16 protein-coding genes and 1 tRNA gene are annotated in these 21,195 nt (G+C 61.4%); 11 read left to right on the top strand and 6 right to left on the bottom strand.

Annotation, left to right across the window (positions count from 1 at the left end; translation table 11 throughout):
• Positions 1-399 precede the first annotated feature (399 nt).
• On the top strand, positions 400-2,037 hold the full coding sequence (locus NKI08_RS13945; protein WP_352770115.1) for a hypothetical protein: 1,638 nt from the start codon (positions 400-402) through the stop codon (positions 2,035-2,037).
• Complete coding sequence (locus NKI08_RS13940) at positions 2,021-3,226, top strand: PAN domain-containing protein (RefSeq protein WP_352770112.1); 1,206 nt, start codon at positions 2,021-2,023, stop codon at positions 3,224-3,226. Before NKI08_RS13945 ends, NKI08_RS13940 begins: the two co-directional genes overlap by 17 nt.
• 372 nt (positions 3,227-3,598) lie before the next feature.
• On the opposite strand, the gene NKI08_RS13935 is transcribed toward NKI08_RS13940, so the two are convergent.
• Both NKI08_RS13935 and NKI08_RS13930 read right to left on the bottom strand, forming a co-directional pair.
• A tRNA-Gln gene (locus tag NKI08_RS13935) sits at positions 3,599-3,672 on the bottom strand.
• A gap of 110 nt (positions 3,673-3,782) precedes the next feature.
• Complete coding sequence (locus tag NKI08_RS13930; protein ID WP_352501488.1) at positions 3,783-4,715, bottom strand: lysylphosphatidylglycerol synthase domain-containing protein; 933 nt, start codon at positions 4,713-4,715, stop codon at positions 3,783-3,785.
• A 328-nt stretch (positions 4,716-5,043) separates the two neighbouring features.
• Here NKI08_RS13930 and NKI08_RS13925 point away from each other — a divergent pair, with 328 nt between their 5' ends.
• Complete coding sequence (locus NKI08_RS13925) at positions 5,044-6,426, top strand: Ppx/GppA phosphatase family protein (protein ID WP_352501489.1); 1,383 nt, start codon at positions 5,044-5,046, stop codon at positions 6,424-6,426.
• Positions 6,427-6,484: 58 nt separating this feature from the next.
• A complete protein-coding gene (locus NKI08_RS13920; protein WP_023674449.1) occupies positions 6,485-7,180 on the top strand; it encodes an RlmE family RNA methyltransferase in 696 nt (231 codons plus the stop codon).
• Between the two features lie 181 nt (positions 7,181-7,361).
• Here NKI08_RS13920 and NKI08_RS13915 read toward each other — a convergent pair whose 3' ends face one another.
• Positions 7,362-8,783, bottom strand: a complete 1,422-nt coding sequence (locus NKI08_RS13915) for an MFS transporter (RefSeq protein ID WP_352501491.1) — start codon at positions 8,781-8,783, stop codon at positions 7,362-7,364.
• A 294-nt stretch (positions 8,784-9,077) separates the two neighbouring features.
• Here NKI08_RS13915 and guaB point away from each other — a divergent pair, with 294 nt between their 5' ends.
• From guaB to NKI08_RS13900, 3 genes are read left to right on the top strand one after another with little or no spacing between them, the layout of a single operon-like run.
• The gene (gene guaB / locus NKI08_RS13910; RefSeq protein WP_352458563.1) at positions 9,078-10,580 is read left to right on the top strand and encodes an IMP dehydrogenase; all 1,503 of its coding nucleotides are present in this window, start codon (positions 9,078-9,080) and stop codon (positions 10,578-10,580) included.
• Positions 10,581-10,611: 31 nt separating this feature from the next.
• Positions 10,612-11,151: a hypothetical protein gene (locus tag NKI08_RS13905; RefSeq protein ID WP_352542392.1), complete on the top strand. Its 540-nt coding sequence runs from the start codon at positions 10,612-10,614 to the stop codon at positions 11,149-11,151.
• A 28-nt stretch (positions 11,152-11,179) separates the two neighbouring features.
• The gene (locus NKI08_RS13900) at positions 11,180-11,599 is read left to right on the top strand and encodes an MAPEG family protein (RefSeq protein ID WP_352472046.1); all 420 of its coding nucleotides are present in this window, start codon (positions 11,180-11,182) and stop codon (positions 11,597-11,599) included.
• 12 nt (positions 11,600-11,611) lie between these two features.
• Here the strand turns inward: NKI08_RS13900 and rnd are convergent, their stop codons facing one another.
• A complete protein-coding gene (gene rnd, locus NKI08_RS13895) occupies positions 11,612-12,763 on the bottom strand; it encodes a ribonuclease D (RefSeq protein ID WP_023674454.1) in 1,152 nt (383 codons plus the stop codon).
• Between the two features lie 73 nt (positions 12,764-12,836).
• Entirely contained in the window at positions 12,837-14,084 is a 1,248-nt protein-coding gene (locus NKI08_RS13890) for an MFS transporter (protein WP_023674455.1), read from the bottom strand.
• A 388-nt stretch (positions 14,085-14,472) separates the two neighbouring features.
• Between NKI08_RS13890 and NKI08_RS13885 the strand changes: the two genes are divergently transcribed.
• The 4 genes from NKI08_RS13885 to aspS all read left to right on the top strand — a co-directional run bounded on the left by NKI08_RS13885 (position 14,473) and on the right by aspS (position 19,548).
• Complete coding sequence (locus NKI08_RS13885) at positions 14,473-15,741, top strand: ABC transporter substrate-binding protein (protein ID WP_352770107.1); 1,269 nt, start codon at positions 14,473-14,475, stop codon at positions 15,739-15,741.
• 68 nt (positions 15,742-15,809) lie between these two features.
• Positions 15,810-16,682, top strand: a complete 873-nt coding sequence (locus NKI08_RS13880; RefSeq protein ID WP_352770174.1) for a carbohydrate ABC transporter permease — start codon at positions 15,810-15,812, stop codon at positions 16,680-16,682.
• A 36-nt stretch (positions 16,683-16,718) separates the two neighbouring features.
• Positions 16,719-17,543, top strand: coding sequence for a carbohydrate ABC transporter permease (locus NKI08_RS13875; RefSeq protein ID WP_352682074.1), 825 nt, complete (start codon positions 16,719-16,721; stop codon positions 17,541-17,543).
• A 214-nt stretch (positions 17,544-17,757) separates the two neighbouring features.
• Positions 17,758-19,548 carry an aspartate--tRNA ligase gene (aspS, locus tag NKI08_RS13870; protein WP_352682160.1) on the top strand — a complete coding sequence of 597 codons (1,791 nt, stop codon included), beginning with the start codon at positions 17,758-17,760 and terminating at the stop codon, positions 19,546-19,548.
• Between the two features lie 80 nt (positions 19,549-19,628).
• Here aspS and NKI08_RS13865 read toward each other — a convergent pair whose 3' ends face one another.
• Positions 19,629-20,843: an aq_1923 C-terminal domain gene (locus NKI08_RS13865; RefSeq protein WP_352770104.1), complete on the bottom strand. Its 1,215-nt coding sequence runs from the start codon at positions 20,841-20,843 to the stop codon at positions 19,629-19,631.
• Positions 20,844-21,195 lie beyond the last annotated feature (352 nt).

Here is a 21,195-nt window from a genome sequence, read left to right as displayed (position 1 = left end):
CTCCCGTCAAGGGCGCGCGGAATTTTTTGGCGGCGTCAGCCGCCAATTGCATTCTTTCTTTTCCTTGCTTTTAGCGGCAGGTTTTGAACCGTACCCGTTTCTTCACGCTTGGCTGCGAACGTATGAACGATCGCGCCAGACATCCATAGGGATCAAGCATTGGTCAGGCCTGCGGCTTTCCCTTGTCCCGGCGGCTCAGCCGCCCCAGAAGAACGTTGGTTCGGCGCCGTGTCCAAAGGGGTCTTTCAGTTTCCATGGCTGTCGGGTTCTCGACGCCGATCTCCGCCTGGCTGCACCATTTTCTTTTCGCTGGCGACTGTGGCCTCGGAGACGCTGCAACTATTGCGGGTGCCTTAACTGCGACTGCCCAAAGTTGTAAACATAGTCATTTTTCAGTGTATGCTGAAGGCGATCAAGGCCGAGCGTTGCCTGATCACGGGGGCGAGTGCAATGCAGACAGTGATGAGCCAAAAATTGGCGAGCTACGGCCAATGGACCTACCGGGGCGCGTGGGCACTTGAGATCGCAGCCGCAACGATTGGCCTTACGACAGGCGTAGCTTTAGGCGTCCAAGCGTTTTCTGCGAGTGAATCGGTAACTGCAATGGATTTGACGCTCGCAAGTGCGCCCTTTCTCATGGTCGCAATTGCTGAGCTAACGAAAATACCGATAGCCACCCTGCTTTTTAGCGCATCGTGGTTATGGAAGCCCATAATCTTGGCGTTTCTACTCGTATTGGCAGGCATAACTTTCGAAACTGTATTCATGGGAATGGAGCGAGCGGGTGCGCTGCGCCAACTGCGCTATGAAGAATTGGTAAACAAAATCGACGCATTGGACCAGGAGGCCAAAAAGCTGGCTTCGGCTGACGAGCTTGGCCGAAAATCCGATCAGGTCGAGCAGGCGCGTTCCGAAATTGAGCAGCTTACACATCTTGCGGAAAAATCTCGCGCGACGTTTCAGTCGCAGATAGCCGAGGTCAACGCTGAGTTACAGGGAACGACAGCCATCACCCCCGAGGCCTCCCGCGTTCGGGATCAGGTGGACGAAAAAAGCGCGGTTCGACAGGCCCTGTTTCAGCAGCGAGATAGCGAAATAAGGGACGCAGTCGATCAGTTTGAGCGCCAGCGCGACAGCTTTGTCGAACGCATCAAGATGGCGCGCGATTCAGCCGACAGTGACTCGGCTCGAAAGCTAGAGTCGGAAGTGGCCAAACTGGCTAATCCACGCGCAAAAATCGTTGCCAAGTTCGACGTACAGATAGAACCGCTAGATGAGGAGATCGCGGCCCTACGGGGAGCTTTCGATCGTTTGCGGGCAAGCAGCCCTCCTATGACTGCCGATCAGAGACAGAAACTCACCGATAGACGTTCATCTTTGGAGCAGACACGCGACAGCGATGCGGGGGCTTGGCAGCGCAGATTGGATGAAGCCGGCAAACGGCTCGCGGAAGCCCAATCCGCCGAGGCCAACAAGGCAAATACGTCGGCGGAAAATCAGGTAAGACAAGACCAGATTGCCAAAGAGCTTAGTGATTTGGAGAAAGAGCGGATTCCCATGGCGCGGACCGATCAGGTCCGGCGTATCGCTTCACGATGGTATGGGAGTAAACCGGAACTGGTAACCGAACGCCAAGCCGGAACAATCTCGGTAATCTGGTTTAGCTCACTTGCGATCATTGCCGCGCTCGCGGGACCAATCACAGCAATGGTGGCACTTGCTCTGCAGCGGATTGCCGCCCGAGAAGAGGATATGTCTGAGAGCAAGTTTTCCAGGCTGCTTCGTAGAATGCTTTTGAGTTGGCGTTGGCGCCGAGTTCGAACAATGGAGGTACCGGTCGAGATTGCGGTCGAGAAGGAGGTCGAGAAACGGGTCGAGGTGCCGATCGAGAAGGTCATCAAAGAAATCCTTTACGTTCCTCTCTTCACCGACGATCCCGAAGTTCTTCGAAAAGCCCTGGATCAGGACTTGCCGGCTGAGGTGGCGGATCTCGTGACCGTATCCATGAAAGGTCGCAAAAGTGCTCGTCCGGCATAATACCTCGCTGCTTGAGCAAGCCGTCGATCTCGTCATACAGAGATCGGCAATTCCGACCTTGCAAGCTCAGGCGGCAGCTCAAGAGAAAACAGCGCGAGCGACTGCCTTTCGCCGGATGGCGACGGGCGGAGCCATTGCAGTAGCGGCTGTCGGGGTTGGGCTGGGTATAAAACTCGGTCTCTGGGATAAGAGCTTGCCAGAGCCAATGGTTTTATCGACGATAGAGCAATCGAGCGCGCGCACTGTCCCGAATGTTGATCACCCGCCTATTCCCATCCCGACACCAAAGCCTGCGCCGGAAGAAACGCCACGGGTTGACGTGCCTGCCAAGCCTGACGTGGTGACGGTCGATTTCAATAAATTCGCCACCAAAAGTGTGGAATTCCAAGGCATCAAGTGGGAGCTCATATCGGGTCATCACTTCAAGGATGAAAAGGACGAAACGTGGGACCGGGCATGGTGCTATTCTCGCCGAAGTGTCAACGGCGTTGACGTTAACGTAGCATTAGCGTCCCGATCTGCCCCGAACGCGCCTCCAGTCGGACCAGGCGCTGCCGTTCAGACCCTCCAACTGGTCGGTCTCAATGATTCATCCGCTGTTGATCTGGTAACAAAATGTGCGTGGCTGGACGGTCGCACATTTGCCTCATCGGACGTCATTCCAGACCAGTCTCGAGAGCAGGCAAACGCTGTACCAACACAAACTGCTGTGCCCGAAGTCGATCCGGACAGCGGATTTGTGGTCGTATCCGGGTGGGACGCGATCGGAAACGACCTGCCCGATATGCCGATTAGAAGCGTGAGCTCCGAACAGTGCCAAAGTGCCTGCGACAGAGACTTCAAATGTTTGGCGGTTACCTACAACACAAAATTCCAGGCTTGCTTTATGAAAGGTGATGCCTCGCTCTTGGTCAAAAGCGCTGAGTCCATCATGGCTGCCAAGAAGGTGGTGGAGGGAAACCTGCGCTATTCGAATTTGGTGTTCGCCACAAAAACAGAAATCTCCGGCAATGCATATTGGAACTCTCCGCTCCGATATCCAGACTGCATACTGCAGTGCGCGAACGACAACTCCTGCTTAGGTTTTAATTTCCGCAAAAAAGAAAGTGCGTGCGTTCTGTTCAACAGAATAACTCAATCCGCGGACAACGCAGCAGTTGTATCTGGCATCAAGAGCGTGGCCAACTAAAGTTGCTTTAGAAGGTTCCCATTCGGACTTCCTCTACCCCTCGTGCCGATTTGGCGAATGACGTCTTGAAGAGAACATGATGGCTCAATCCTCGACCGCCTCTGCGCGGCATCGAGCGTGCCGCGCGCGGCCAGCATGCTGACCGCCGATTCGCGGACGTTGACGGCGGTCGGAATGGTGCGCGGATTGCTCACGTCCTTACAATGGGACTGAAAAAGGGTTCGGAATAGTGGCGAGGTGGAGCTTTGATGTCGCGATGACAGGGCGCGGATGATGCCGTAAAAAGCCGTCGATCGCCCGAGCTTCCTATTCTGACCTTCTTCCGCGATATTTCTATTTTGGGAAATGCCGAAAAAAGCCAAAGAAATCAACTGGCTGGGGAACCTGGATTCGAACCAGGACTAACGGAGTCAGAGTCCGTGGGTCTACCGTTAACCTATTCCCCAGCAGGCGCTTGTCGCGCAGGGTGGGCCGCCAGGCAGCCGCGCGGCCCTTGTAGCCGCCGCCGGAAAATAGTCAACCCTGTGTCTGGCTTCAATTGTAGGCTTCTGGCGCTTCAACTCTCGCTGCGGCTGTATTGCGAGTGCTCGAAGAACAGCACCACGCCGAGCGCGATCAGCAGCGGGATGATCAGGTAGAACAGCCGGAACACCAGCAGCGCCGCCAGCACGCCGACCTGGTCCATATGTGACAAGCCCGCGAGAAACACCACCTCGAACACGCCCAGCCCGCCCGGCGCATGCGAGATCTGCGCGATCGAGAACGACACCAGGAAAACGCCGAGCACGATGAAATAGCCGGGATTGCCGGTGGCGGGCAGGGCGAAGAAGATGATCGCCGCCGCCGCCAGCAGTTCGATCGGGCCGACCAGCAATTGCCGCGCCACGATCGGCAGCGCCGGATAATGCAGCTGAAAGCTGCCGATCCTGAGTGGTCTCAGATGCAGCCAACTGCCGAATATGTAGGCCGCCACCACGAGCAGCATGGCGAGCCCTGCTGCTTGCGACAGCCGGTGATGCGGCGTGCCGGAAAACCGGTCGATCACGTCGGGCTCGAGCAGCAGGACGATGCTTGAGACGAACAGCGTCGACAGCACGAAGGTGATCCAGCAGATCGCCACCAGAATGCCGACGTCCTGCCCGGTCAGGCCCCTGGTGCCGTAGGCGCGGTAGCGGATCACCGCACCGGAAAACACCGAGCCGCCGATATTGTGCGACAGCGCGTAGGTGGTGAACGAGCAGAAGGTGACGAACAGCCACGATACTTTCTTGCCGATGTGCAGCAACGCGATGTGGTCGTAGCCGGCGAGCGAGGCATAGGCGATGACCGAGCTCAGCGCCGCCAGCACCCAGCCGCGCGCCGGGATGGCGATTATGCCGGCCCAGACATCGTCAAGCGAGATGCCGCGCAATTCGTGCAGCAGCAGCCACAGCGAGAACACCACCGCGGCGATGCCGATGACGGGCCAGAAATAGCGCCTCCAGTTCATGGCATGACGATCATGCGTTGCAGCCCGTACCGTTTTCCGGTTCGCAGCAGGCAAACCGCCCGCGTTGCCGAATGATTTACCCTCCATTTCAGAAATGCCTCATTGAAGCCGGCTATTCAACCGGGAAGGCGCGTTGTGGCGCTCGCGCCTTCCCTTCTCCCAAGGGGACAAGGGCTCACCGACGTCGCCGCCTTCACGCCGCCGGCAAAATTCGCCGCGAGCGCTCTTGGTGATCCGGCCGTGCGCTGATAGTCTGGCGGCAACTTGAACATGTAAAAGCGCCTGCTGCGTCCGGTCTCCGGTTCGCGCGGCGCCGGAAGGAACGACAGTGGAAGACCACGACGCCGGCGCTGGCGCGCCGGAAGTGGGCGTGTCCAGGGGTTCGCCGACGCCGTCCGGCCAGGCAAGCCCATCCACCGGACGCTACGGCCGTCAGGTGCAACCCTGGTCCGGCAATGGACAGGCTGGCGACACGTCCCACGATCACAAGGGTCAGAACGGCCCGCATCAGAACGGCAAACCCAAGAAACGGCGCAAGCGTCGGCGCGGGCGCAAGGTTTTCGCACGCGACGAGACTCGTCCGCTGGCGGCCGGCGCTTCGGTGCCCGCCGCCAACGAGGCCCCGGCCGCGCGCCCGCCCCAGCCAGCGGCTTACGCGCCTCCGCCCTCAGCTCCGCCAAGGCCGGGGCAAGGTGCCCGCACACCGCCGCCGCTGCAGGAATTGCCGGTGTTTGCCGCGCTCGATCTCGGCACCAACAATTGCCGGCTGCTGGTCGCGGTGCCGACGCGCCATGGCCAGTTCCGCGTCATCGATGCCTTCTCGCGCATCGTCAGGCTGGGCGAGGGCCTTACCGCCAATGGCCGGCTCGGCGACGCCGCAATGGACCGCGCGGTCGAGGCGCTGAAGATCTGCGGTGACAAATTGCGCAACCGCAAGGTCAGGAAAGCCAGGCTGATCGCCACCGAGGCCTGCCGCACCGCCGCCAATGGCGTCGAGTTCCTCGAGCGCGTCGAGCGCGAGGCCGGCCTGAAGCTCGAGATCATCGACCGCCAGACCGAGGCGCGGCTGGCGGTGTCGGGCTGCGGTTCGCTGGTCGAGCGCGACACGCAAGGCGTCGTGCTGTTCGACATCGGCGGCGGCTCGTCCGAAATCGCGCTGATCGACCTCACCGGTCAGCGCTCGCCAAGGCTTGCCAACCATATCGTCTCGTGGACGTCGCTGCCGGTCGGCGTCGTCTCGCTGGCCGAGCGTTTTGGCGGCCGCACGGTGACACGCGAGATCTTTGGCGCCATGGTCGAGGATGTCGCAATGCGGCTGCGCGCCTTCGACGGGCGTGATCGGCTGAGCCACCTCCTGGCCAGCCCGAAATTCCATTTGCTCGGCACATCGGGCACGGTGACGACGCTGGCCGGCGTCCATCTCGATCTCGAACGCTATGACCGCCGCCGCGTCGACGGGCTGTGGATGGATCGCGACAGCGTCGACCGCATGGTCGAAAAACTGGTCGGCTGGGATTTCCAGCAACGCGTCGCCAACCCTTGCATCGGCGCCGACCGCGCCGACCTGGTTCTGGCCGGCTGCGCCATATTGGAGGCGATCCGCGCCGTCTGGCCGTCGGAGCGGCTGCGTGTCGCCGACCGCGGCCTGCGCGAGGGCATATTGAGCGAATTGATGGCCGATGACGGCGTCTGGCGGCGAGGCAGAGCATGATCCCGAAAAGTGGCTGCCGGTTTTCGGACAAGATCATGCTCAAACAAGCAATCAAGCAATGACCAAGAAACCGGAAAGACCGAGCTCCGCCGGCATTCGCGTGCTGAAGACAAAGATCAAGAAGAAAAGCGGCTTGAAGGAATCGTCGCGCCGCTGGTTGCAGCGCCACATCAACGATCCCTATGTCCAGCGCTCGAAGGCCGACGGCTATCGCTCGCGCGCCGCCTACAAGCTGATCGAGATCGACGACAAGCACCATTTGCTCAAGCCTGGCATGAAGGTGATAGACCTTGGCGCGGCACCCGGCGGCTGGTGCCAGGTCGCCGCCGCGCGTACCAAGTCGACCGCGGAACACCCGAACGTCGTCGGCATCGATTACCTCGAGATGGACGCCGTACCGGGCGCCCCGGTGCTGCTGATGGATTTCCTCGATCCGCAGGCACCCGAAAAGCTGGCCGAGACGCTGGGCGGCCAGCCCGACATCGTGCTCTCCGACATGGCCGCACCGACCACCGGCCACAAACGGACCGACCACATCCGCACCATGCATCTTTGCGAGGTGGCGGCCGATTTCGCGCTGTCGGTATTGAAGCCGGGCGGACATTTCCTCGCCAAGACGTTTCAGGGCGGCGCCGAGAACGAATTGCTGGCGAGACTCAAGCGGAATTTCCGCTCGGTCCACCACGTCAAGCCACCGGCCTCACGCGACGAATCGGTGGAGCTGTATTTGCTGGCGAAGGATTTCAAGGGGTAGCGCCCTTTCCTTCTCCCCTTGTGGGAGAAGGTGGCCTCGCGAAGCGAGGTCGGATGAGGGGTGTTCCAGCTTGGCAACACGCTTGCAGTTATCATCGCCTCATTTCTTCCAACACCCCTCAACCGTCTCGGCGCTGCGCGCCGATCCATCTTCTCCCACAAGGGGAGAAGGGAAGGGGTTCTCAACTTCCCGGCGGGCTCACCGGCTCCAGTGTCTTCGGCGGCGTCAACCGGCCATGTCCAGACACGGCATTGCCGGCGTCCGGCGCCAGCCGCATGAACGACAGCGAGGCTGCCGCCGACACCGCCGCTACGATGAAGAAGGCGGTGTGGAAGTCGCTCAGCGTCAGCGGGCCGCCATGGATCTTGGTCGACACTTCGAGGATGCCGCCGGCCAGCGCCACGCCGAGCGCGATCGCCAACTGCTGGAACACGGCCGTGATCGGCGTCGCCTTGCTGGTGTCGGCGGCCGAAATCTCGGCGTAGGCAAGCGCATTGATGCCGGTGAAGAACATCGAGCGGATGAAGCCCCCGGCGAGCAGCATGGCGAGGATCAGCCCGTAGGGCGTGTCGGGTGTGAACAGGCCGTTAATGGCGATGGACGCGGCAGCGATGAGCGAGCCTGAAATCAGCACACGGCGGAAGCCGGCGACCCTGAAGATCAGCGCGGTGACGAATTTCATGCCTATGGCGCCGATTGCCGAGACGAAGGTGATCATGCCGGACTGGAACGGCGTCAGCCCGAAACCAATCTGGAACATCAGCGGCAACAGGAAAGGTACGGCACCAATGCCGATGCGGAACAGTCCGCCGCCGAGCACCGAGGAGCGGAACACCCGATTGCGAAACAGCTCGAGCGCCAGCAGCGGGTTCTTGGCGCGGCGCGCGTGCAGCAGGTAAAGCACCGCCGATGCCAGTCCGACGGCAACGGTGATAAAGCCGGCAACTGGCGGCAGAGCCGGCAGGCTGACCACCGAAAGGCCGAACACAATGCCCGATGCCGCCAGCCCGCTCAGCACGAAACCGATGAGATCGAGCGGCGGCGTCTGCGCGGCGTCGGTCTTCGGCAGGAAACGCGTGGCCAGCCAGATGCCGATCAGCCCGATCGGCACATTGATCAGAAAAATCCAGTGCCAGGAAAAATAGGTCGTGATGAAGCCGCCGACCGGCGGGCCGACCAGGGGGCCGACCAGAGCCGGGACAGTCAGCCACGACATGGCGGCGACGAGTTCGCTTTTCGGCGTCGCGCGTACCAGTACCAGGCGTCCGACCGGTGTCATCATGGCGCCGCCAATGCCTTGCAGGAAGCGTGACACCACGAAAGCCGGCAACGAATTGGAAATGGCGCACGCGACCGAACCGACGATGAACACGGCGATCGCGGCACGGAAGACATTCTTGGCGCCGAAGCGGTCGGCCATCCAGCCGCTGATCGGAATGAAGATCGCCAGCGATACCAGATAGGCGGTCAGCGCCAGCTTGAGCGCGATCGGGCTGGTGTGGATGTCGATGGCGATCGCCGGCAACGATGTCGCAATGACGGTCGAATCCATGTTTTCCATGAATAGAGCGACCGCCAGGATAAGCGGAATGGTGCGGTTCACGATGGATCCGGCCTTGAAATGTGCGTCGCGATTGCTTGCCGGCCCTGGGGCCAAACCGACAGGTAGGGCGGTTATCATGGCTTGGCCCGGATGTCGCATTAATTTGCTGTCACGTTTGTGCGACCGCAAGTCCCGCAGCCCCTGGGGCAAAATGCAGCTTCGCCACTACACAACCATCGGCTTTTCAACGGCCACGGGACGTGTTACGAGCCAGCGCCAATCCTGAAAGGGAAGAAGACGAGTCGGCGCTGTCCATCCAGGGCGAGCGCCTTTCCTGCATTCCGAGGGCTGGCCATGGCAAAAATCATCGAGACGTCCACCGGCGCATTGGCGCTGACCTTTGACGACGTGCTGCTGCAGCCGGGTCATTCCGAGGTCATGCCCGGCGAGACCGACATCCGCACCCGCATCGCCGGCGACATCGACCTCAACGTGCCGATCCTGTCGGCCGCCATGGACACGGTTACCGAGGCGCGGCTCGCCATCGCCATGGCCCAGGCCGGCGGCATCGGTGTCATCCACCGCAATTTCTCGCCGGCCGAACAGGCCGAGCAGGTGCGGCAGGTGAAGAAATTCGAGTCCGGCATGGTGGTCAACCCTGTCACCATCGGTCCCGAGGCGACGCTTGCCGATGCGCTGGGTCTGATGCGCACCTACAGCATTTCGGGCATTCCGGTGGTCGAGAACGGCGGCACCGGCGGCCACACGGTCGGCCGGCTCGTCGGCATCCTGACCAACCGCGACGTCCGCTTCGCGTCCGATCCGGCGCAAAAGGTCTATGAGCTGATGACCCGCGAGAACCTGATCACGGTCAAGGAGAACGTCGATCAGGACGAGGCCAAGCGGCTACTCCATCAGCACCGCATCGAGAAGCTTGTTGTGGTCGATCGGGACGGCAATTGCGTCGGGCTGATCACGGTCAAGGACATCGAGAAGTCGCAGCTCAACCCGCACGCCACCAAGGATGCGCAGGGGCGCTTGCGCGCAGCCGCCGCCACCAGCGTCGGCGATGACGGTTTCGAACGCGCCGAGCGCCTCATCGACGCCGGCGTCGACCTTCTCGTGATCGACACCGCGCACGGTCATTCGCAGCGCGTTCTGGATGCGGTGACGCGGGCCAAGAAACTGTCCAACTCGGTTCGCATCCTGGCCGGCAACGTCGCCACCGCGGAAGGCACCTTGGCGCTGATCGATGCCGGCGCCGACGCGGTCAAGGTCGGCATCGGACCAGGCTCCATCTGCACCACCCGCATCGTCGCCGGCGTCGGCGTGCCGCAGCTCTCGGCGATCATGTCGGCGGTCGAGACGGCGCAGAAATCCGGCGTTTCGGTCATTGCCGATGGCGGCATCAAATATTCGGGCGATCTCGCCAAGGCACTGGCCGCCGGCGCAAGTGCTGCGATGATCGGCTCGCTGCTGGCCGGCACGGACGAGAGCCCGGGCGAGGTCTATCTGCACCAGGGCCGCTCCTTCAAAGCCTATCGCGGCATGGGCTCGGTCGGCGCGATGGCGCGCGGCTCCGCCGATCGTTATTTCCAGGCCGAGGTGCGCGACACGCTGAAACTGGTCCCGGAAGGCATCGAAGGGCAGGTGCCGTACAAAGGACCTGTGTCTGGCGTGCTGCACCAGCTTGCAGGCGGCCTGAAAGCCGCTATGGGTTATGTCGGTGGCCGCGACCTTGCCGATTTCCGCGAGCGCGCCACTTTTGTGCGGATATCCAATGCCGGACTTCGTGAAAGCCACGCCCATGACGTCACGATTACCCGCGAAAGCCCGAATTATCCTGGCGGAGCCTGACCGTCATGCGTCTTGGCGCAATCTGGCGGCAATGATCCTGCGGCTGTCGCGCCACGCGGCCGCACTCTGTGTCGCCACCGTGGCGGTTTTCATCATCATGACGGCAATGGAGTTCCTCTATTTTCGCCAATTGAGCGGCGGTCTGCCGTCGCTCGACATGCGCTATGCCGGTTTCACCCCGGATGAGGGCATGGCCTGGCTAACAGCCCTCGGCCGGCGCGGCAGCGAAATTATTCTCGTCTGGCATTACCTGACCTTCGACCTGCTGTTCCCGGCGCTGCTGTCGCTGACGATGGTCAGCCTGATCCTGGCCACGGGCCGGCGGCTGAAGAATTTCCGTGCACTGCCTGCGCAAACCCAGTCGATATTCGCGGTTGTGCTGGTGCTGCCCTACCTGCTTACCGACTATGCCCAGAATATCGCCGTGGCTCGTCTTTTGTCCGATTTTCTGTCGGCCAACCCGGATTCGCTATCCTTCGCCTCGGCGCTGATCGTCACCAAATTCGCCCTACTGGCGATACCAGTGACCGTCACTGCGGCTTTCACTCTGATGGCTCAGAAACGGTCTTGAAGGCTGGGTGACAAAGACAGGGGGCATCTTGAACCAGACCGCGATCTTCTGGCCGATGCTGGCGCAGGTGCTGCTGGTCTATATCGTCTACGTCGTTATGGGCCGGCGCCGCCATGGTGCGGTCAGATCGGGCGAAGCCAAGGCCGGCCAGTTCAAGACGCGCTCGACGGAGCCTGGTTCCAGCGTCACCGTCGCCGACAATCTGAGCAACCAGTTCGAACTGCCGGTGCTTTTCTACGTCTTATGCTTGACGCTGCACGTGACCAATGGCGTCAATTATCTGACCTTGGCACTGATGTGGATCTTTGTCGTCTCCCGCTATCTTCACGCATCGGTCCACTTGACCAGCAATCAGCTGATCCTGCGCAGCAGGGCATTCTACCTGGGCGCGGTGGTTCTTGCACTTGGATGGATATGGCTAGCGCTGCATCTGCTCGGCTTGGTCTGAGCAAGCTCAAGGCTACAAATCGAACACAGCGATCTTGCGCTTGTCGAACCTGATGGCGAGTTCACCGCGCACAAGCTTGAGCGCGGCCTCGCCGAAGACGGCGCGCCGCCAGCCTTGCAATGCCGGCACGTCGGCTTCCTCGCCCTCGGCAGCGATGCGGTCGATGTCGTCACTGGAGGCGAGTACCTTGGATGCGACGCCCTCCTTTTCGGCAACGATCCGCAGCAGCACCTTCAGCAACTCCGCCGCGGCGCTTGACCCCTCCGGCGGCTGGAAGCTCTTCGGCAGCTTCGGCATCTCTTCCCTGGGCAGGGCAAGGGCAGCGTTTACCGCGCCAAGCAGTGCCGTCGCCGTCGACGAGCGCTCCCAGCCCTTCGGCGTGGTACGCAGCTTGCTCAGCGCCGCAGCGTCGCGCGGCGCCTGCTGCGCCACTTCGTAGATCGCATCGTCCTTGAGCACCCGGCCGCGCGGCACGTCGCGCTCGCGCGCTTCGCGTTCGCGCCAGGCGGCCACCGCCTGCACGATCGCCAGTTCCTGCGGCTTGCGCAGCCGCATCTTGAGCCTCTTCCAGGCATCCTCGGGATGCGGATCGTAGGTCTCGCGCGAGGTCAGCACGTCCATCTCCTCGTTCAGCCAGTGGGCGCGGTTTTCCCGCACCAGCTCGGCGCTGAGATGCTTGTAGACCTCGATCAGGTGGGTGACGTCGGCGAGCGCGTAGTCGAGCTGCTTTTCGGACAGCGGACGGTGGCGCCAGTCGGTGAAGCGCGAGGACTTGTCGAGCCGCGCTCCGGTGATGCGCTGCACCAGCTGGTCGTAGGAGACGCTGTCGCCGAAGCCGCAGACCATTGCCGCGACCTGGGTGTCGAACACCGGATGCGGCACCAGATCGCCGAGATGCACGATGATTTCGATGTCCTGCCGCGCCGCATGGAAGACTTTGACGATCGCCTCGTTGGCCATCAGCCTGAAGAACGGTTTCAGATCGATGTCGGGCGACAGCGGATCGATCAGCGCGGTCACCCCGGGCGCTGCCATCTGGATCAGGCACAGGATCGGCCAGAAGGTCGTTTCGCGAATGAATTCGGTATCGACGGTGACGAATTCCGCCTTTTCGAAGGCGGCAATAGCGGTCTCGAGTTCTTTCTGGGTGGTGATGACGTGCATCAAATCGCTTTTGGCAAGGGATAGGGTCTCTTTCAATTTCAGCCGCGCGCGCTTTCGTCAAGCGCAAGCACCTCTATCCAGGCTTTGCGGGTTCATCGGGATCGGCATTCCGCTTCGCCAGCCGGGCAAAAACCGTCGAAGTGCGCAAAAGCGCCGTAAAACGGCTGCGATGGGTGGCCGGCACGGCGGAGCGCGCCTGCATCCGGTAAAGGATGACGGCCACGAAGATCGCATAGACGGTGGCGCTGAACACGAACAGCGCGCTCGGCCCGAAAAATTGCATCACCGTCGAGGCTGCGAACGGCCCGCCGATGGCGCCGAAGGAATAAAACAGCATCAAGGCAGCGTTGATCAGCACGAACTCGCCCTTGTCGGCGCGGTCGTTGGAATGCGCCGCTGACAACGAATAGAGCGGCATGGCGAAGCAGCCGAAGATGAAGACGAGCAGGAAGTTGAGAAACGGGCTGCCGCCTGCCACGAATGCCAGCGCCAGTGCCGCCACCATCGCACAGCACGTCGTCATCAGCAGCACCGAGCGCCGGTCCCAGCGGTCGGAGAGATAGCCAAGCGGGTATTGGATGATGGCGCCGCCGAAAATGCCGACGCTGACGAAGGTGACGACGTCGGCGACCGACATGCCGATCTGCTCGGCATAGACCGGCGACAGGGTGCGAAAGGCGCTGTTTGTGACGCCGACGGCGATACAGCCGAAGCAGCCGAGCGGCGAGATCCGCCAGACGCGCGCCAAATCGAGCTTGACGTCTTCCGGCGGCGTCGGATTGGAGCGGTCGCCGAGCGAAACCGGCACCAGCGAAACGGTGATCATCATCGACATGATGGCGAAGATGGCAAAGCCGCCGGCGCCGAAGATCGGGATCAGGAACTGGGCGCCCGTCACCGAGCCGATGTCGACCATCCGGTAGATGGCAAGCACCCGCGCCCGGTCGGTGTTGGTGACGCCGGAATTCAGCCAGGCTTCCATGATGGTGAACAGGCCGGCAAAGCAGAACCCGCCGGCAAAGCGCACGGCGCACCACATCACCGGATCGATGACCAGCACCAGAAGCAGCGTTCCCGCCGAGGCGATCGCCGCGAGTGCCGAAAAGGCGCGCACATGGCCGACGGACTTCATGATGCGGGTCACGGCAAGGCAGCCGAGCAGGAAGCCGGCGAAATAGAACGTGCCCATCAGGCCGATCGAGGAAGCGGGAAAACCTTCCTGCGCACCACGCAGCGCAATCAACGTGCTCTGCAGGCCGTTGCCGCCGAGCAGGATGCCGGCGGCGATCAGGAGGGGGATCAGCGGGCGGATGGAGGACATGAAGGAAAGCCTGTCGTTGATCCTTCTTGAACCATCGGCTTCGCCAATGCCAGCGGCAATTCCCGGTGGCGTTGGGGCCAGCCGGGGGCCTTAATGCATGTCGCGCAAAAGTGCAGCGGTTTTGCGATAACGACATGTATAAAAACAAGGACCTAAAGCGCGTCGCATGAGGCCGATCGAACGCGACACGTTTTAGGTGCATTACCGCGGGAGAACTTGCGCTACCGCGTGGCGCCGGACCCTCCGTGTTGGGAACCAAGGCGTATCTTTGTAGTTCAGTGCTGGTGGGCGAACACGCGTCTTGTGAGCCGCCGGTGTGCGGAGACGGTGTCAGCATCGACGTCGTTTCTGCTGCCCGGCCTGAAGCTCCAAAGGGAGGTCCGCCATCATGAAATTTCATTCCGCATTTGCGGCATTTGCCGTGGCCGCAGTTCTGGCGGCCGGGCCGGCGCGGGCTGTCGACCTCGCCATGGTGTCAGGAGATACCGGCAACGGCCAGAGAATCCTTCGCGAGATCCTCGATCAATACGAGAAGAAGACCGGCAACAAGGTTAGCGTCGTTCCGCTGCCCCCCTCGGCGACGGACCAGTTTGGCCAATACCGGCTCTGGCTTGCCGCCGGAAGCAGCGACGTCGACGTCTATCAAACGGACATCATCTGGGCCCCCCAGCTTGCAAGGCAGTTCATCGACCTGACCGAAGCGACCAAGGATGTCGTTGGCGCCCATTTCCCATCGATCATCAAATCGCAGACCGTGGACGGCAAGCTCGTCGCCTTGCCGATATTCACCGACGCTCCGGCGCTCTACTACCGCAAGGATCTCCTCGACAAATACGGCGCCAGGGTCCCGGCCAGCTGGGCTGAACTTGCCGATACCGCCAAGCTTGTCATGGATAAGGAGCGCGCGGCCGGCAACAAGGACATGTGGGGTTTCGTTTTCCAGGGCAACGCCTATGAGGGGCTGACCTGCGATGCACTCGAATGGGTGAAGTCGAACGGCGGCGGCCAGATTATCGAGCCGGACGGCACCATCTCCATCAACAATCCGCAAGCAGCTGCGGCGCTGGAAATGGCGAGGAGCTGGGTGGGAACCATCTCACCGCCCGGCGTTCTGGCCTACCAGGAAGAAGAGTCGCGCGGAGTCTGGCAGACCGGCAACGCCGTCTTCATGCGCAACTGGCCCTACGCCTACGCGCTTGGCAACAGCGAAAGCTCCCCCATCAAAGGCAAGTTCGGGGTGACGACGCTGCCGCCGGGGTCTGGTGAGGGCGCGCACCCGGCAGCAACGCTTGGCGGCTGGAATCTCGCGGTTTCCAAATATTCGAAGAACCCGGATGCAGCGATCGAGCTGGTCAAATGGATCGCCTCGCCTCAGATGCAGAAGTACCGCGCCTTGAAGGGGGCATATCTGCCGACCATCCAGGCACTCTATGACGATGCCGACATCGCCAGCGCCCAGCCGGTGATTCCGCGCTGGAAGGAAGTCGTCCTCAACGCGGTGCCGCGTCCCTCGGCCCAAGCCAAGAGCCGGTACAATGAGGCATCGAGCGAGTTCTGGACCGCCGTCCACAACACCATTTCCGGCGAGGGCACAGCCGCCGACAACCTTGCCGATCTGGAGTTCTCCTTGACCAGGCTCAAGGGCACCGCCTGGTGACCTCGCCGCGCTCAGGCTCGCTGCTGGCGCGTCAGCGTGTGCGCTCGGCATGGCTGCTGCTTGCTCCGATGCTCATCGTGCTCGCCGCCGTTGCCGGTTGGCCGTTGATGCGCACGATCTATTTCGGCTTCACCGACGCCTCGCTCGCCGACCTCGAAGCCCGCCGCTGGGTTGGCTTCGCCAACTATTTCTCCGTCGTGCAAATGCCGAGCGGCCGCGTCGTCTATGACGGGCTGCTCGCCGATCCGGTCTGGTGGCGCGCCGTCTGGAACACGGTGCGCTTCGCGGTGATTTCGGTGACCTGCGAGACGATGCTCGGCATGATCGTCGCGCTGGTGCTCAACGCCAGGTTTCGCGGCCGCGGTATCGTGCGCGCCGCGATCCTCATCCCTTGGGCGATCCCGACGATGGTCTCGGCGAAAATGTGGCAGTGGATGCTCAACGACCAGTTCGGCATCATCAACGACGTCCTGCTCAAGCTCGGCCTGATCAGCACCAAGATCGCCTGGACGGCCAGCGCCGACACGGCGATGGTCGCCGTCCTTGTTGTCGACATCTGGAAGGCAACCCCCTTCATGGCGCTTCTCATTCTCGCCGGCCTCCAGATGCTTCCACAAGAAATCTACGAGGTCGCCAAGCTCGACGGCGTCGGCGCGTGGAGAATTTTCTGGAAGATCACTTTGCCGCTCATCCGACCGGCGTTGATGGTGGCCATGATCTTTCGCGGTCTCGATGCCCTGCGCATCTTCGATCTGATCTACGTGCTTACGCCAAACAACATACACACCAAGTCGATGTCGGTGTTTGCCCGCGAGAGCCTGTTTGAGTTCGACAAGTTCGCTTCCGGTTCCGCCGCCTCGACGCTTCTCTTCCTTATCCTCGCTCTGCTGACCATGCTCGTTCTTTGGCTCGGCCGGATAAGACTGGACAAGGACTATTGACCATGGGGGACTATTGATCATGGGGGACTACTGACCATGTGGATCGTCAAGCGCACGGCTTTCTACCTCCTCGTCGCCGTTATCGTCGTCGTCGCGGTGTTCCCGTTCTACTACGCCATCATCACCAGCCTGAAATCGGGGACGGCGCTCTTCCAGATCGACTATTGGCCGAAGACGATTACCTTCAGCAACTACAGGACCGTGTTCACCGAGGGGACCTTCCTGCGCAACCTCGTGAACTCGCTTTTCATCTCGAGCGCCGTTGTCGTCATTTCGCTGTTCCTCGGCGTCACCGCCGCCTATGCGCTGGCGCGCATCCGCTTCCGCGGCCGCTCGGCTCTGCTCCTCATTATCCTGTCCGTTTCGATGTTCCCGCAATTGGCGGTGCTTGCCGGGCTTTTCGAGCTGATCCGCATCTTCGGCCTCTACAATTCGCCGTTCGCGCTGATCTTGTCCTACATGATCTTCACCTTGCCGTTCACCGTCTGGGTGCTCACCGCCTTCGTTCGCGACCTACCGATCGAGCTGGAGGAAGCGGCGATCCTCGATGGCGCCACGCCCTGGATCATCATCAGCCGCGTCTTCCTGCCGCTCATGTGGCCGGCGCTGGCGACCACCGGGCTTCTCGCCTTCATCGGTGCTTGGAACGAGTTCCTGTTCGCCCTGACGTTTACCTCAAGCAACGAGCAGCGAACCGTGCCGGTGGCGATCGCGCTGCTCTCCGGCAGCTCGCAGTTCGAGATCCCGTGGGGCAACATCATGGCCGCATCGGTGATCGTCACCGTGCCGCTCGTCGTCCTCGTTCTCATCTTCCAGCGCAAGATCATTTCCGGTCTCACGGCGGGCGGGGTGAAGGGGTGAGTGCATAGTTGAACTGCGGGCACAGAGCAGCGAACTCAGATTGACGCCTCGAGCATAAATTGATGCCGGTGGGAAAGGGGCGGGAAGAACGCGAACTCGACCCGGCTGCCGCTTGCCTTGACAAATGCACCCTCTCATGTGCTTTTCGCGCAAATTTTCAGGCTGGGCCATCATGCCTTGGCCGCAACCCAACATCCGGACTTTAAGAATGACAATGCATCGTTACCGCAGCCATACCTGTGCCCAATTGAGGAAGCTCGACGTCGGCTCGACCGTTCGCTTGTCGGGCTGGGTGCATCGCGTGCGCGACCATGGCGGCCTGCTGTTCATCGATTTGCGCGACCATTACGGCCTGACCCAGATCGTCGCCGATCCGGATTCGCCCGCCTTCAAGATTGCCGAGACCCTGCGCGGCGAATGGGTCGTCCGCGTCGACGGCGAGGTCAAGGCGCGCCTCGCCGACACCGTGAACCCTAATTTGCCAACCGGCGAGATCGAAGTCTTCGCGCGCGAGATCGAGGTACTGTCGGCCGCCAGGGAATTGCCCCTGCCGGTCTTCGGCGAGCCGGATTACCCAGAGGACATCCGCCTCAAATACCGCTTCCTCGACCTGCGCCGCGATACCCTGCACAAGAACATCGTCGCGCGCACCAAAATCATCGCCGAGATGCGCAAGCTGATGGGCGAGGTCGGCTTCACCGAATTCTCGACGCCGATCCTGACCGCCTCGTCGCCGGAAGGGGCGCGCGACTTTCTGGTGCCGTCGCGCATCCACCCCGGCACTTTCTATGCGCTGCCGCAGGCACCGCAGATATATAAGCAGCTGATCATGGTGTCCGGCTTCGACCGCTACTTCCAGATTGCGCCCTGCTTCCGCGACGAGGACCCGCGCGCCGACCGTCTGCCGGGTGAATTCTACCAGCTCGACGTTGAGATGAGCTTCGTCGAGCAGGAGGATGTGTTCACCACCATGGAGCCGGTGATGCGGGGGGTGTTCGAGACCTTTGCCGCCGGCAAGCCGGTGACGGAGAAGTTTCCGCGCATCGCCTATGATGTCGCCATGCGCAAATACGGCACCGACAAGCCGGACCTGCGCAACCCGATCGAGATGCAGGCCGTCTCGGATCATTTTCGCGACTCTGGCTTCAAGGTATTTGCCAACATCCTTGCCAACGATCCGAAGGCCGAGGTCTGGGCCATTCCGGCCAAGACCGGCGGGTCTCGCGCCTTCTGCGACCGCATGAACTCATGGGCGCAGGGCGAGGGTCAGCCCGGCCTCGGCTACATCTTCTGGCGCAAGGAGGGCGAGAAGCTCGAAGGCGCCGGGCCGCTGGCCAAGAACATCGGCGAGGAGCGCACGGAGGCGATCCGACAACAACTCGGCCTCGCCGATGGCGATGCCGCCTTCTTCGTCGCCGGTGATCCGAAGAAGTTCGTCTCCTTCGCAGGAGCGGCGCGCACCCGCGCCGGCGAGGAGCTCAATCTTGTCGACCGCGACCGCTTCGAATTGTGCTGGATCGTCGACTTCCCGTTCTTCGAATGGAACGAGGAGGAGAAGAAGATCGACTTCGCGCACAATCCTTTCTCGATGCCACAAGGCGGCATCGATGTGCTTAACGGCGAGGATCTGCTCGGCATCAAGGCGTTCCAGTACGACATGGTCTGTAACGGTTTCGAGATCGCCTCCGGCGGCATCCGCAACCATCTGCCCGAAACCATGGTCAAGGCGTTCGAAACCGTCGGGCTGGACCGCGCGACGGTCGAAGAGCGCTTCGGCGGCCTTTATCGCGCCTTCCAGTATGGCGCGCCGCCGCATGGCGGCATGGCGGCCGGCATCGACCGCGTCGTCATGCTTCTGGTCGGCGCCAGGAACCTGCGCGAAGTGACTATGTTCCCGATGAACCAGCAGGCCTACGACCTGTTGATGAGCGCGCCGTCGGAAGCCAGCCCGCAGCAGCTTCGCGAATTGTCGCTGCGCGTGGTGGCGACGAAGAAAGAGGTTTAGAAAACGCTCCGAACCGGTGCTGTTGATTCATAAAAAAGCCCGGCATCGCTGCCGGGCTTTTTGCTTGAAGCCTGTCTCGGTCAGTCTTCGTTTGCCGTAACCGTCACGCCGAGCGTTTTCGGCAGGTCGAGCGGGTTGGACATGGCGCCCGCCATGATCAGCGCGAACGGCACCGCTGCCGGCGGCTCGGCCGAGACCTCGATGCTTTGCGGATCGTCGAGGAACTTGTTGACCGCGGCCGAAACCTGCGCGGTCAGTTCCGGATTGTTGAGCTGCGCCATGCCGAAGGGCACGATCGCCTTGGCCTGGTTGGCGATGTCCTTGCCGGACATGCCTTGCTGCTTGCCGGCATAATCGAGCACCTTTTTGGTCAGCGAATCGTCGTCGAAGCGGATCGAGGCGCTGTTGAACGAAAGCTGCTGCAGCAGCCCGAGCATGGCCATGCCTTGCGCCGAATTGTCGGCGCCTTCGGGCTGCGCTGCCATCTTCTTCTGCATCTCCTGCAGTGATTTGATGACGTTCAGCGTGTAGCCGCCGAGATCGAAGGTCATGCCGAGCGTGCCGGCATTGTCGACCGATATTTCGTATTTCGACAAGTCCATCCTGCCGTCGGTAGGCTGCCAGGTGCCTTCCATCTCAAGATTGCCTGTTATGTTCTGGTAGCCGAGTGCGTTGATGACTTCCTTGGATTTCGGATCTTCGACCAGGGTCAGGTCGGCAGCGAATTTTTCCGTAGTGCCGGAAAACGCCATGGCCTTGCCGTCGGCCGGCGGCGTGATTGCGATGGCAAGCCCGTCCATCGAGAAAGCAGTTTTGTCAGCCACTTTGACTGTCATGTTGTCGAGCTCGGCCGATTTGTACATCATCAGCGAGCCCAGCGGCCCGGTTGCGCCTTCGGCCGGAACCGTCATGTCGTGGATGACGAAGGGGCTGAGATTGAGCGTGACGCCATCTTCGCTGTGTTCGAACGGCGACGTCGATACGGTCGCGATTTGATAGCCGCCATTGGCTTCGGTCACACCTTCGAGCTTGACGTCGCCGATCTTGAGCGCCTCCTTTTCGGCCGCCGGTTTGACCGCTACGCCTTGCAGAACCATGCTGGAGGTGTCGCCGGTTACTCCGGTCCAGGAGAGGTCGACACCCTGCGCGGCGAGGGCCGCCTTCAGCCGGTCGGCGACCGCGGTATCTTGCGCGAACGCCGCATTCAGCGGCAGCGTCAGCAAAAAGGTCGAAAAAGCCAGTCTCTTAACAAGTGTCGAGTGTCTTTTAATAAGTGTCGAGTGTCTGATCGTCATCGAGAGCTCCCCTGAGAGTGTCCTGAAATTCTTTTCAAATCGTCGCGTCGTCACCATTCGGTGACGAACTGGACCGGAAAAAGGCGGGCCTCGGCACAATGGTCGAAAATCGCGGCCAAAGGCAAACCCGATCCATCAGCCTTGCGATAGAAGCAGGATGTAACGGATTGATGTTGGCCGGCGTCGCGACGCTTCCAATTCCTGTTGCATAATGGGTGTCGCGCAAAAATGTGCAACGGTTTTGCGATAACGACATGCATCAAAACAAGGACCTAAAGCGTCGCATGGGGCCGGTCGAACGCGATGCGCTTTAGGAGCACGCATACCGGTGTGCCTCTTGCCGCGAATCACC

The organism is Mesorhizobium sp. M0768 (genome assembly GCF_040320195.1).
Taxonomy (GTDB): domain Bacteria; phylum Pseudomonadota; class Alphaproteobacteria; order Rhizobiales; family Rhizobiaceae; genus Mesorhizobium.
The sequence above is the reverse complement of the archived record's forward strand: the minus strand, read 5'-3'. Positions and strand labels throughout refer to the sequence as shown.

What these genes read in the sequence shown, in the direction of transcription:
- rnd (WP_023674454.1), bottom strand. Translation starts at nt 12,763, where the DNA reads ATGCACGTCATCACCACCCAGAAAGAACTCGAGACCGCTATTGCCGCC.
- guaB (WP_352458563.1), top strand. Translation starts at nt 9,078, where the DNA reads ATGGCAAAAATCATCGAGACGTCCACCGGCGCATTGGCGCTGACCTTT.
- NKI08_RS13885 (WP_352770107.1), top strand. Translation starts at nt 14,473, where the DNA reads ATGAAATTTCATTCCGCATTTGCGGCATTTGCCGTGGCCGCAGTTCTG.
- aspS (WP_352682160.1), top strand. Translation starts at nt 17,758, where the DNA reads ATGCATCGTTACCGCAGCCATACCTGTGCCCAATTGAGGAAGCTCGAC.
- NKI08_RS13880 (WP_352770174.1), top strand. Translation starts at nt 15,810, where the DNA reads ATGCTCATCGTGCTCGCCGCCGTTGCCGGTTGGCCGTTGATGCGCACG.
- NKI08_RS13875 (WP_352682074.1), top strand. Translation starts at nt 16,719, where the DNA reads ATGTGGATCGTCAAGCGCACGGCTTTCTACCTCCTCGTCGCCGTTATC.
- NKI08_RS13945 (WP_352770115.1), top strand. Translation starts at nt 400, where the DNA reads ATGCTGAAGGCGATCAAGGCCGAGCGTTGCCTGATCACGGGGGCGAGT.
- NKI08_RS13920 (WP_023674449.1), top strand. Translation starts at nt 6,485, where the DNA reads ATGACCAAGAAACCGGAAAGACCGAGCTCCGCCGGCATTCGCGTGCTG.
- NKI08_RS13905 (WP_352542392.1), top strand. Translation starts at nt 10,612, where the DNA reads ATGATCCTGCGGCTGTCGCGCCACGCGGCCGCACTCTGTGTCGCCACC.
- NKI08_RS13865 (WP_352770104.1), bottom strand. Translation starts at nt 20,843, where the DNA reads ATGACGATCAGACACTCGACACTTATTAAAAGACACTCGACACTTGTT.
- NKI08_RS13930 (WP_352501488.1), bottom strand. Translation starts at nt 4,715, where the DNA reads ATGAACTGGAGGCGCTATTTCTGGCCCGTCATCGGCATCGCCGCGGTG.
- NKI08_RS13890 (WP_023674455.1), bottom strand. Translation starts at nt 14,084, where the DNA reads ATGTCCTCCATCCGCCCGCTGATCCCCCTCCTGATCGCCGCCGGCATC.